Origin of the sequence: Nosocomiicoccus massiliensis, from assembly GCF_000438455.1 — a bacterium.
In the GTDB taxonomy this organism is placed as follows: Bacteria; Bacillota; Bacilli; order Staphylococcales; family Salinicoccaceae; genus Nosocomiicoccus; species Nosocomiicoccus massiliensis.
The window spans coordinates 1-12,033 of the sequence record NZ_CAVG010000049.1 but is presented as its reverse complement, the minus strand read 5'-3'; the positions used below and the strand labels follow the sequence as shown (position 1 = coordinate 12,033).

Sequence of the window (12,033 nt, the reverse complement as noted above, 5' to 3'; positions counted from 1 at the left end):
AGGGGTGCAGCTCATCAGCATACTGTTGTAAAAAGTTATTATTTAAATTTTAAAACAAGATCAAGTAATGACTCGTCTTCGCGAGACTGAACTTTCACTTCGTTTTCGTCTGGATCTACTGGACCATATGCAACTACCGCTTTAGTAGATTCATCTGTTTGAAGTGTTGTTGTAGAGTCGTTGACGAGTTTCTGATATTCACTATCTTCTGGAATATCTAATGTTAAGTTATCAGTTGCAATCATCCCAGTTTCAGAGAACTGACGTACCGCAAGGTCTAAAGCAAATGCTTCGTTTCCTGCAGTAGGGATTGATGACTTGTTTGTGAATTCATATTCGATGACGACAGCTTTCTTAGCTGTAGCATTTTCATCTGCTTCTTTTTCTTCATCTGATGGCTCGATATCGATAGTGTCGATACGTGTAATGACATATTTACCATATTCTCCATCATATTCGATCGCTTCATTTAAGTCGTTTTCGCTTACGTCAACGTCTTTAACTACTGATTCGTTTGATTCTGTCGTTGTGCTTTCTTCTGTACCATTTTCTTGTTCGCTTGCTTCGTTATCATCTGTGTTACAAGCAGTCAGTAGTAATGTAGAAGCTGCACCCGCAACTAAAAAGTGTTTTAAATTCATTATTATGCCTCCAATATTGTGTGAATAATTTAAGTATATATGAGAATAAGTCAAATATATAGCCGTTTTCAAGAATTGGTTAATGTATAAATAAACCGTATAATAATACGCCGATTGACAGTAATAAGCCGTAAATCGTGTTGAATTTGCCCATCGCAGCCATAGCCGGAATGAGTTCTACTGGTGAATCTCCGTCCCTTAAAAGCTGCATTGTTTTTTTATACAATTTAAATGAAAGTAATGGTAAAAGTAAAAATAATGACGGCCATAAATCTGTAAATGCCATAATAATTACAAACACAAAACAGAGTATTAGTAAAAAGTTAACGACTTGAGTTGCTGTATCTTTACCGACGAGGATAACGAATGTACGTCGTCCACTTTGTGCATCTTTTACGCGATCACGAATGTTGTTAAACATATTTAACAATCCGATTGTAATCATAATTGGTAACGATAATACGAATGGAAACATATGTAATTCTTGTAGGTGGATGTAAAACGTAATAAGAATAATGACAGGACCCATAAATATTCCTGAAAATATTTCTCCAAACGGTGTCCACGAGATTGGAATAGGACCACCTGTATATAAGTATCCGACAGCCATCGATATACCACCAATGACGAGTAACCACCAAGAAGTTTCGTATGCAATATATAATCCAATAATCGCTGCAATAAAGTAAAATGTAAGTGCGAAAGTTAACACACGTCTCGGTGTAATACCATTTCGTACGATGGCACCGGCTATTCCAACAGAATCTGCACTATCGAGTCCACGTTTAAAATCGTAGTACTCGTTAAACATATTTGTTGCGGATTGAATTAAAATCGTCGCAGTCAACATTAAGAAAAACATTAAAAAGTTTACATTTCCAAATGGAAGTACTGCTGCTGTCCCAACAAACACAGGGACAAACCCTGCGGTCAATGTATGCGGACGCGTTAAACTAATATATTTTTTGTATCCGGTAAGAACATCTGCATGTTGCATTTTAAATCTCCTTTTAAAGATAACTGTACAACATTCTATCATACTTTATGGCGAACTATGTACACAGTTTTTTGGAAAGATGATAAAATATAAAGTAATTATATTAAAGGAATGTGAGTATAATGCATATTGAGTCCTCGCAATCACTTATTGATGATATTGGTATAGATTCAAACACATCATATTTGGCATTACATTTTAGTACGAAAGATTTCGATATAACGCCGTCAAAAATCTTTATGCACTTTAATCATAAAAAAGGCGAAAGATACTGGTTTAAATCGCGTGAAGTGGATATTAACGTAATAGGTGTTGACTATATCGATTCAATTAATCGTAAACAATTTAATGCGGACATTTTAAACACTCAAAAAAATGGCCTATTTAATAATATTCAACATGTTAAATTAAATGATGGATTAGTCGGGGATATCCACTTATTTGGTGGCACACGTTTTGACGATAAAAAAACGACGGATGAATGGATCGATTTTAAAATGGTCGAGTTTATCCTCGCATCATGGCAATTTGATTTACACAATCAGGAAGCGTTTCTTATTCTAAAGAAAGAAGACCTTCAAACAGAAAATTTAGCTGAATTAATCGTGAATACGTTGCGAGAAATCGAAGTGGCAGAGCCTCGCTTCAGATTTCCAGAAATATCGAGCCATCATGAAATTTATCCAAAAGCATGGAAAACACTTGTTGATAATACAGTGGATATTTTAGATGATGAATTTGAAAAAGTCGTTTTATCGAGAGAATTACTGATTCGATTTGAAAATGAAATCGATTCAAATTTTTTAATTAACCGTTTAAAAGTAGAGTCAGATACTTTCAAGATATTTTATGAACGAGGGACGTCGACGTTTGTTTCTAAAACACCAGAGAAGCTGTTTTACTTAAAGAATGAAAAACTCTCGACACACGCAATCGCTGGATCGATTCGTAGAGAAGATGACGACACGGTAAACGAACAAAATAAAAAAGAATTCTTAAACGATGAAAAGAACCGCTTTGAACATATCGTCGTCAGAGATTCTATCGTCGAAGACTTAAAACCTTATACAAGTTCAGTTCATTATGACGATACGCGTATATTAGAAAACAAATTTATTTATCATTTATATACACCAATCGAAGCAACACTTAATGAGGAAAGTAACTTGTTCGACGTATTACACGCGTTGCACCCAACTCCTGCTGTCGGAGGATTGCCAAAAAATCGTGCATTAGAGTATATAAAGGAAAAAGAATACTTTACGCGTGGATTATACGCTGCACCCATTGGTGTCATTTCAAAGTCTAACGAAGCTGAGTTTGCAGTAGCACTGCGCTCGATGCGCATTACAGGTAAAAGTGCGACGCTTTATGCGGGTGCTGGAATTGTGAAAGGATCTACAGGAGAATCTGAATACGAAGAGACTAGAACGAAATTTAGACCGATGTTAGATGTATTGGAGGCGCTAGAATGAATCATCAAGAAGCCTTAACTGAACAGATTTTTACGTTAGTCGACGCGTTATACAGTAAAGGGATGACAGAAATTGTCATTAGCCCAGGGTCTCGTTCGACGCCGATTGCGATCGCATGTGAATGCCATCCACATATTAAAACATATATTCACCCAGACGAACGTGGTGCAGGTTTTTTTGCGCTCGGATTAAGTAAAGCATTAAAACAACCGGTCGGAATACTCTGTACGTCAGGAACTGCAGCAGCAAACTATGTACCGAGTGTGTCTGAAGCGGGGTTAATGCACATTCCGTTAGTCGTTTTAACGTCAGACCGCCCACATGAATTAAGAGATGTCGGCGCACCACAAGCGATTAAACAAACGAATATGTTTTCGAACTATGTAAAATTTGAAACAGAACTTCCGATTGCTGACGGAAGTGAATATAACATGTCTCACGTTGAAGACCGTGTACTTCAAGCGAGTCAGTATTTTAAGGGAATCGTAAAAGGTCCTGTACATATTAATATTCCGGTTCGTGAGCCGTTAATGCCAAATATCGATCGAACGGATTTCTTTTTTAGAGAACAACTCATTCGAGAGTCTATTACTGTAGATTCAAATATCGAACCGCTACTTGGAAATGGATTAGTCATTATCGGTGAAACGGACTGTAGTTTAGAAGAGATTGACTTTGAAAAGTATAAGCAACTCACGTTTATAATGGACCCGAGAGTGAGTGAACGCACGAAGTTATCACGTGTTGTTACAACACATGACTTAATATTTATGAATTTAACAGATGAACAACGTAAAGAATTAGAATCACAGTATGATTTTATATTACGTATCGGTGAAGCTGTGACGTCCAAATCGACGAATCAATTTTTAAAACAGACGTCTTTAAAACAAATATTAATAAGTGAGTTTATCGATGTAAAAACATTCCCGAAAACTCCAGACGTCACTTATGTTGGTGACGTTAAACATACGTTAGATGCGTTACTCATTGAATCGGATCACTCAGTCGATGTACTATACGAAGTCGATAGGGATATTAAGCAGTTGATTAAGGAGGAAATTGAAAACTATGACGACGAAGGTCGTTATATGTATGAAATTATTAAAAGAACGCATAGTGATCGAACGTTATTCGTCTCAAGTAGTATGCCGATTCGTGACTTTGAACGGTATGATGTATTTAATCGATTAAATATATTAGCAAATCGCGGAGCAAACGGAATAGATGGTGTTGTCTCAACGGCATTTGGAGTTGGAACGAAGATGCCGATGACGTTAATTATCGGAGACGTGTCATTAAATCACGATATTAATGGTCTTGTCATGTCGAAGCTTGAAGAGATAGATGGGATAGTCATTTGTTTTAATAATAATGGTGGTAATATTTTTAGTTATTTACCTCAAAAAGAGCACGACGTACACTTCGAGAGACTGTTCGGAACACCGCTTGATTTAGACTTTTCACATGCAGCAAAATTATATGGATTTAATTATCACTTCATTCAATCCGTAGATGACTTAACAGAGGAAATTTTAAATCAAAATGGTCGTAACTTCATTGAAATTAAAACAGACCGTGAAGATAACGTAAAGCAGCATAATGATTTAAAACAAAAGGTAAAGGCACTCGTTCAACATGTTAAATTTTAATTATGAATTAAATGATCATGGTCAAGATGAAACGCTAATCATTTTACACGGTTTTTTATCAGACTTACGTTCTATGAGAAAGCTTGCTAAAGAATTTACTGATATAAACACGCTCCTTATAGACTTACCTGGTTTTGGGAATACGAAAAGTGTCGATATTGATTACGACATGAATCATATTGCTAAAAGTATTGTTCAGATTATCGATTCATTAAATTTAAAACATGTTCATGTGTATGGGTATTCGATGGGAGGACGTGTAGCAGTGTCACTACTTGCAAATTATAGTGAACGGTTTTCTAAATTTATATTAGAATCCACGTCACCTGGAATGAGTAAAGTAAATCGGAGACAAGCACGTATTAAAATCGACGAAGCACGTGCAGAACGACTTGAAACAGATTTTAAAGCGTTTATAGATGAATGGGAAGAGTTACCGTTATTCCAAAGTCAAAAACTGTTAGATGAAAAATCTTTTTTTATTGCAACGAGAAGAAAGACTCAGTCAAAACAATATTGAAGCGGCGGATAGTTTACGTAAATATGGTACGGGTATTCAGCCACATTATTGGGACGATTTAAATAAGGACAACGATGTTTTAATTATCGTCGGTGAAAAAGATGAAAAGTTTGTTAAAATTGGAGATAATATGAATAAGCAACTTAAAAATAGTTGCTTACATATATTTAAAGAGTGTGGCCATAACGTCCACCTTGAAAATAAAGAGGCATTCGTAAAAGTATGCCACGAATTTTTATCGGAGGGAAAAGAATGACACGTGAGTGGAAAACATTAAAGGAATATAAAGAGATTAAGTACGAATTTTATAACGGTATCGCTAAAATTACGATTAACCGACCAGAAGTGCGTAACGCATTTACACCGTTAACTGTTTCAGAAATGATCGACGCGATGAGTCGCGCGCGAGATGACGAGAACGTTTCTGTGATTGTTTTAACTGGTGAAGGTGACTTAGCGTTTTGTTCAGGTGGAGACCAAAAAGTACGCGGGCACGGTGGATATGTTGGAGACGACCAAATCCCACGCCTAAACGTATTAGACTTACAACGTTTAATTCGTGTAACTCCAAAACCAGTTGTCGCAATGGTCGCTGGATATGCAATTGGTGGTGGACACGTACTTCACGTTGTGTGTGACTTAACAATCGCTGCGGATAATGCACGATTTGGACAAACAGGACCAAAAGTAGGTTCGTTTGATGCTGGTTACGGTTCAGGTTATTTAGCACGTATTGTAGGCCATAAAAAAGCACGTGAAATTTGGTTCTTATGTCGTCAATATGACGCACAAGAAGCGTTAGACATGGGCTTAGTAAACACAGTCGTACCACTAGAAGATTTAGAAGATGAAACAGTGAAATGGTGTGAAGAAATGATGCAACATTCACCAACAGCACTTCGTTTCTTAAAAGCAGCGATGAACGCCGATACTGATGGACTCGCTGGGCTTCAACAATTCGCTGGTGACGCAACGCTTCTTTACTACACGACAGATGAAGCAAAAGAAGGTCGCGATGCGTTTAAAGAAAAGCGTTCACCAGACTTTGATCAATTCCCGAAATTCCCATAAATTTATGAATAAAAAATCTCAAGTTCATTTGAACTTGAGATTATTTTTTATGGATTGTTTGAAGAACTCGAATAATATTTAACAATACCGAATCATACTTTCGATACACTAAATATCGTGTTTCCCAGTGTGGTTTAAATTTCGATTTATAATGACGTAACCCACTGAAACTATAATAGTCTCCAAGTTTTTCATAAGCGATTGCTGCAAATTTTTCTCGTAAGTAACCGTATTTATTTAATCCGACGTTGGATAACGTCGCCATTCCCATATTAAAGTATTTATAGCCATGATTTTGTGCGTAAAGTAGCATATTAATATATAAAACGTCCATCATCGGTAAGTCAACATTTGGGCTCCAACGAATTAAATCGACAGATAGTCGTTCATCATCGACAGGCATGAAAGTACAGAAACCGACGACGTTATATATTTCGTCACGTACTAAGCCGACAGGTGCAGCCATTACATAGTCTTTTTCAAATTGACCGACAGAAAATGATAACTCATTTTTTATACCGAGCCAATGATTACTGACACGTAAACATGCGTTATAATCTTTTTCAGATAACGTGTCTACGACTTCAAAAGAGTATCCTTCTTTTTCAAATTTATTCATCGTCGCACGGAATGCGCGCTGCTTTTTACCACTTAACGTAAAATTATCTAACGGAATCACAGCTTCCTCACCAAGCTTAAAGAATACATTTCCGAAATTATGATAGAGCGGTAAATATTTTTCCTGTGCTTGGTAAAATACGATGCGCAATCCGAGTGGTTGATATGTGTCGTAAAACTCCATTAATAAGTCTTCAAAAGAATCATCATTTCCAACAGGATCACCGAGAACGACTGCACGATCTTTCGTGATACTAAACATAATAAAGGCGTTCTTAGCTTCATTACTAAATATATATTTATCATCACTAAATGCAAGGTGACTTAAATAGTTCCCACCATATGTGTTTAAAATCTCTCGAACATCATTTTTATCAATACATTGACCGAGTAATTGGTCGAGTTCACGTTTAATACGAGATTTTAAAATTGCGGATAAAAGAATCGCTAATCCAACGATCACCACGGTCATTAAAGTTATAGATTCAACGAGCGTGATACTTTTAAAGGATTCTTTAAGAGATATACGTGAAATAAAATACGTATATACTGAACCTGACACGAACATCATAAATAACAATCCATATCGCTTTGGTTCAAGCGGATATATGATGTAACGGCAGTTTTTCATCTGGTTAAATAGCATGACGATAATTGTGACAAGCCATATGACACTGACGACAGTTCCGTAAGTAAACATCACACCGACACATAACATTACTGCACCGATTAGTGCCATCAACATACCTCGTAACGACTGTTTAAACACTCCGTATGAAAATATAATGAGCAACATTGCACCGGTGATTGCTACTGTATACATGATGAATGACAATGCTGAATGATCAAATGATATGTTGTATAAGATAATGACACTACCTGTTAAATGTACGAACGCTGTGATGAGTAAGATAATCGCTGTCACTGCGCTTGGTATATGTTTAACGTATGACTGTATTAAATGTGTCGTATAAGAATCATTGTCTTTAATATACGTACTCATAATCGTCGGCAAATTACTCATAATGAGTGTTAACGCGATCATAAACGGTACGATGTAATAGACAAATCGATAGATTAATAATGCGAGTAATATTTTTTCGCTCGGTATACCGTGTGAACTTAAAAGTGAAATAAATGCTAAATCAAATGCACCTAATCCACCCGGAATCATACTGAGTAATCCGATAATCGATGAAATTGTAAATACCGCAAAAAATAAACTAAATGACATATCAGCATCGAGTAATTTAAAGATAATCAGTAAAATTCCACTTGCTAAAATCCAATCGATTGTAGAGATAAAGACGACTTTAATACCAAATAGTCGATCTGTTCCAATCGGTTTTAATATCGTGAATACAATAAAGACAACTACAAAAAGAGCCATCGCATACATTAATAGTTGAGCACCTTTGTACTCTAAACTATAATGCGAAATATCGATCATTTTTGTAATGACACAAATACTAAAAATACCGAGTCCACTCACAAATGATAATAAAACGAGTGATATGTATTTAATTAGATTCTTATTATCAGTTTTCGGTTGATACATCATAATACGAATGCCGTTGCCGATTAAGGACCCAAATCCGATTAAGTTATTAAGTGCATTGACGATAAAACTAATAATAATGACAGTGCGAACGGGTAAATCTATGTGTGCTGCACGTCGTAATAGTAAATCATATAGAGATAAAGAAAAAATTGCTAGAATCCCAATGAGTGCAATACCCGTAAAGCTTAACGTATCTAGATTTTGAAATTCTTTAATCGTTTCTTTAAAGTTAATTGTTCGAATTTCTTTAAATAGTAAATTCGTAACGATTAAAATGATCGTAAATATTAACACGTACTTAAATTTTGGCCAGACGTGTTTTAATGTTTTATTCATGTAGACTGACCTCCTTGTAAACAACGTCGTTTTCACCGTTTACATATCCTTTATAAAATGTCGATTTACGTATTTTAAAAATCTGACGTTTACTTGGCCATAATGCTGGTAAATGTAAAAATTTAAACTGAAATAATATAGGATCGATATAGTAATAGTGTTGTTCATCGTATCCGATTAAAAGAATCGCATGTATATTAGATACCGTTCTAAATGATCCTGTTGATAACTGAAACGTCTTATATTTTGGGTATCTAAAATTATTCGTTGGAAGCATAATAATCGGTTGCTTCGTATCGAGTACGTCTTCAAGCTCTTTCATCGTCATTTTAGAACGCACGACAATTTTATCATCAAAAGATTTTAAAAACTGACCGAGAGGCTTTGGGAAAATCGTTTGATGTACGTTAAAATATAAAAAGCTCGGATGCCCCACATATCCAATTCTTGGATCATCCGCATGTTTTGGCATTAACTCAGCAAGTTTTCTTGGTGAATAGTTGATGCCGTTATATTCTAAAAGCATCGATGCTACTGTTGACTCACACCCCATGATCATTGGATAGGGGAGGAGTTGCGTTTTCGGTTGAACATTTAATATCATAGGCATCACTCTTTGATTTTTATTAATTATATATTACACGAAATTAAAGAATACGAGAAATATTTTTAAAATTAAAAAATAGGGTATAGAATAAGTAATATTTAAAGGAGGAGTTTTTTCATGACACATTTACAAAACCCAAGAACAAAATTTGAATATAATGATTTTCCAGAACAAGATCAAAACGGACCTGCGTTACAAACTGAAATGACACCAGTTCCTGATACTGGTGAAGAAACGTATACAGGCCATGGTCGTATGAAAGGATTAAAAACACTTATTACTGGAGGAGATTCAGGTATTGGACGTGCGGCAGCAATCGCATATGCTAAAGAAGGAGCAGACGTTGCGATTCAATATCTTCCAGGTGAAGAAAAAGATGCTAAAGAAGTTGAGGATTTCATTAACAATTTAGGTCAAAAAGCTGTGACGTTACAAGCAGATTTTCGTAATGACGGAGAAGCGGCAAAAGTAGTAGAAGATGCTGTAGAAGCCCTCGGTGGATTAGACGTTTTAGTTTTAAACTCAGCAGAGCAATTCGCTCAAGAGAAGTTAGAAGATTTATCTATCGAACAAGTAAAAAACACATTTCAAGTGAACGTCATTAGTATGTTTGAAGCAATTAAACAAGCTGAAAAACATCTAAAACCTGGTGCATCTATTATTTTAACGACGTCTGTTGAGTCATTTAATCCATCTAAACAATTACTGGATTATGCAGCGACAAAAGGTGCCATTTCAAACTTAGTCGTAAACTTCGCTCAGTACTTTAGTGAAAAAGGAATTCGAGTAAACGGAGTCGCTCCTGGTCCAATCTGGACACCACTTCAATTAGACGGAGGACAACTTGAAGGTAAAATACCAACATTTGGACAAGGTTCACAACTTGGTAGAGCTGGTCAACCAGTAGAGCTCTCATCAGTTTATGTACTTTTAGGTAGTGAAGAAAGTAGCTACACGACAGGACAAATTTATGGTATAACTGGTGGGTACAATATTACGTTATAATGAGTAAGTATTTTAACTGTGTTTGAGAGGAATTGAACGATAGATGAAAGAGAATTTTTGGAACGACCTTCCGAAACCATTTTTTGTGCTTGCACCGATGGAGGATGTGACGGACGTTATCTTTAGACATGTCGTTGGAGAAGCGGCACGTCCTGACGTTTATTTTACAGAGTTTACGAACTCTGAAAGTTACTGTCACCCTGAAGGTAATAAAAGTGTGCGTGGTCGTTTAACATTTACTGAGGATGAACAACCTATGGTCGCACATATTTGGGGTGATAAACCGGAGTTCTTCCGTGAGATGAGTATCGGTATGAAAAAAGCAGGATTTAAAGGGATCGATTTAAATATGGGATGTCCAGTCCCGAATGTCGCTGGTGACGGCAAGGGAAGTGGTCTAATCTTACGACCAGACGTTGCTGCTGAGTTAATAGAAGCAGCTAAAGCTGGTGGACTTCCAGTAAGTGTAAAAACAAGACTCGGATACACGTCAATAGACGAATGGAAATCGTGGCTAACGCATATTTTAAAACAAGATATTGCGAACTTATCTATCCATTTACGTACACGTAAAGAGATGAGTAAAGTTGACGCACATTGGGAGCTAATTCCAGAAATTAAACAATTACGAGACGAGATCGCACCAAATACGTTACTCACAATAAACGGAGATATTCCTGACCGTAAAACAGGTTTAGAACTTGTAGAAAAGTACGGTGTGGATGGTGTGATGATTGGTCGCGGAATTTTCCATAATCCATTTGCTTTTGAAAAAGAACCGAAAGAACATTCAAGCGACGAGTTACTTGACTTACTGCATTTACACCTAGATCTCCATGACAAATACTCAAAAGAACTCGAAGAACGCCCATTTCAAGCGTTACACAGATTCTTTAAAATATATGTCAAAGGCTTTAGAGGCGCAAGTCAGTTAAGGCATGCGCTAATGAGTACTAAAAATACAGATGAAGTTAGAGAAATGCTAAAACAATTTAAAGCACAACAAGTGAGTGAATAAAAAATGCCGTCCTAGTATAAGGACGGTATTTTTTATGGAAATCACAATATACTACCCAAAGTTTGTAAATTGTATATAATAGATTTAAGAGGATAAAATATCAACATTGATTAATGTTTACTTATTAAATATACATAAAGAGAAGGTGAATTATGAAATCCCTAGATGTAGTCGTACTGTTTTTAATCATCATATATGTATTTCTCAATAGTTTTACTTCTATTATGCCAAATGATCCAGTATTTCAAAAAATAATGGCAGGACCAGTCATTCTCGGTGCGTTGTTAATCATTTTTAAAACTTTAAAAAGAGAAATAAAGCATTAAGTTTACGCAAATGAGTTTTGCGTAAAATCGTTTTTATTAATTTTACATAAAACCGATTTGTATAAAGAAGGTGTCTGTTTCGTTTACGCAAAAGGCTTAATTGTCAACGAAATGATTAGTGCTTTAATACAAAAGTGATTTGTATAAAATTAAATTATTTAATTTTAAATAACAATCAGCGAATCTTAAGTTGGTTCTACTGAAAA

At 35.8% G+C, this 12,033-nt stretch carries 12 protein-coding genes; 8 read left to right on the top strand and 4 right to left on the bottom strand.

The window, feature by feature from the left end; translation table 11 throughout:
- Positions 1 to 38 precede the first annotated feature (38 nt).
- Together TJ68_RS08075 and TJ68_RS02375 are read right to left on the bottom strand one after the other, a co-directional pair.
- On the bottom strand, positions 39 to 641 hold the full coding sequence (locus TJ68_RS08075; protein ID WP_052327258.1) for a hypothetical protein: 603 nt from the start codon (positions 639 to 641) through the stop codon (positions 39 to 41).
- A 79-nt stretch (positions 642 to 720) separates the two neighbouring features.
- Positions 721 to 1,638, bottom strand: coding sequence for a 1,4-dihydroxy-2-naphthoate polyprenyltransferase (locus tag TJ68_RS02375; RefSeq protein WP_040928533.1), 918 nt, complete (start codon positions 1,636 to 1,638; stop codon positions 721 to 723).
- Positions 1,639 to 1,760: 122 nt separating this feature from the next.
- Between TJ68_RS02375 and TJ68_RS02370 the strand changes: the two genes are divergently transcribed.
- From TJ68_RS02370 to menB, 5 genes are read left to right on the top strand one after another with little or no spacing between them, the layout of a single operon-like run.
- Positions 1,761 to 3,113: an isochorismate synthase gene (locus TJ68_RS02370; protein WP_040928532.1), complete on the top strand. Its 1,353-nt coding sequence runs from the start codon at positions 1,761 to 1,763 to the stop codon at positions 3,111 to 3,113.
- On the top strand, positions 3,110 to 4,765 hold the full coding sequence (gene menD, locus TJ68_RS02365; protein ID WP_040928531.1) for a 2-succinyl-5-enolpyruvyl-6-hydroxy-3-cyclohexene-1-carboxylic-acid synthase: 1,656 nt from the start codon (positions 3,110 to 3,112) through the stop codon (positions 4,763 to 4,765). Before TJ68_RS02370 ends, menD begins: the two co-directional genes overlap by 4 nt.
- On the top strand, positions 4,752 to 5,285 hold the full coding sequence (locus tag TJ68_RS02360) for an alpha/beta fold hydrolase (protein ID WP_040928530.1): 534 nt from the start codon (positions 4,752 to 4,754) through the stop codon (positions 5,283 to 5,285). Before menD ends, TJ68_RS02360 begins: the two co-directional genes overlap by 14 nt.
- Positions 5,248 to 5,541, top strand: coding sequence for a hypothetical protein (locus TJ68_RS02355; RefSeq protein ID WP_148449618.1), 294 nt, complete (start codon positions 5,248 to 5,250; stop codon positions 5,539 to 5,541). Before TJ68_RS02360 ends, TJ68_RS02355 begins: the two co-directional genes overlap by 38 nt.
- Positions 5,538 to 6,356 carry a 1,4-dihydroxy-2-naphthoyl-CoA synthase gene (gene menB / locus TJ68_RS02350; protein WP_040928528.1) on the top strand — a complete coding sequence of 273 codons (819 nt, stop codon included), beginning with the start codon at positions 5,538 to 5,540 and terminating at the stop codon, positions 6,354 to 6,356. Before TJ68_RS02355 ends, menB begins: the two co-directional genes overlap by 4 nt.
- A gap of 40 nt (positions 6,357 to 6,396) precedes the next feature.
- On the opposite strand, the gene mprF is transcribed toward menB, so the two are convergent.
- Positions 6,397 to 8,871 carry a bifunctional lysylphosphatidylglycerol flippase/synthetase MprF gene (gene mprF / locus TJ68_RS02345; protein ID WP_052327257.1) on the bottom strand — a complete coding sequence of 825 codons (2,475 nt, stop codon included), beginning with the start codon at positions 8,869 to 8,871 and terminating at the stop codon, positions 6,397 to 6,399.
- A complete protein-coding gene (locus tag TJ68_RS02340) occupies positions 8,864 to 9,475 on the bottom strand; it encodes a C39 family peptidase (protein WP_052327256.1) in 612 nt (203 codons plus the stop codon). The genes mprF and TJ68_RS02340 overlap by 8 nt, the downstream gene beginning before the upstream one ends.
- Before the next feature lie 120 nt (positions 9,476 to 9,595).
- On the opposite strand from TJ68_RS02340, the gene TJ68_RS02335 reads away from it, so the two are divergent.
- The 3 genes from TJ68_RS02335 to TJ68_RS08345 all read left to right on the top strand — a co-directional run bounded on the left by TJ68_RS02335 (position 9,596) and on the right by TJ68_RS08345 (position 11,827).
- Complete coding sequence (locus TJ68_RS02335; RefSeq protein WP_040928526.1) at positions 9,596 to 10,483, top strand: SDR family oxidoreductase; 888 nt, start codon at positions 9,596 to 9,598, stop codon at positions 10,481 to 10,483.
- A 43-nt stretch (positions 10,484 to 10,526) separates the two neighbouring features.
- Complete coding sequence (locus tag TJ68_RS02330) at positions 10,527 to 11,501, top strand: tRNA dihydrouridine synthase (RefSeq protein ID WP_040928525.1); 975 nt, start codon at positions 10,527 to 10,529, stop codon at positions 11,499 to 11,501.
- Between the two features lie 152 nt (positions 11,502 to 11,653).
- The gene (locus tag TJ68_RS08345; protein ID WP_155974668.1) at positions 11,654 to 11,827 is read left to right on the top strand and encodes a hypothetical protein; all 174 of its coding nucleotides are present in this window, start codon (positions 11,654 to 11,656) and stop codon (positions 11,825 to 11,827) included.
- The last annotated feature ends 206 nt before the right edge of the window (positions 11,828 to 12,033 follow it).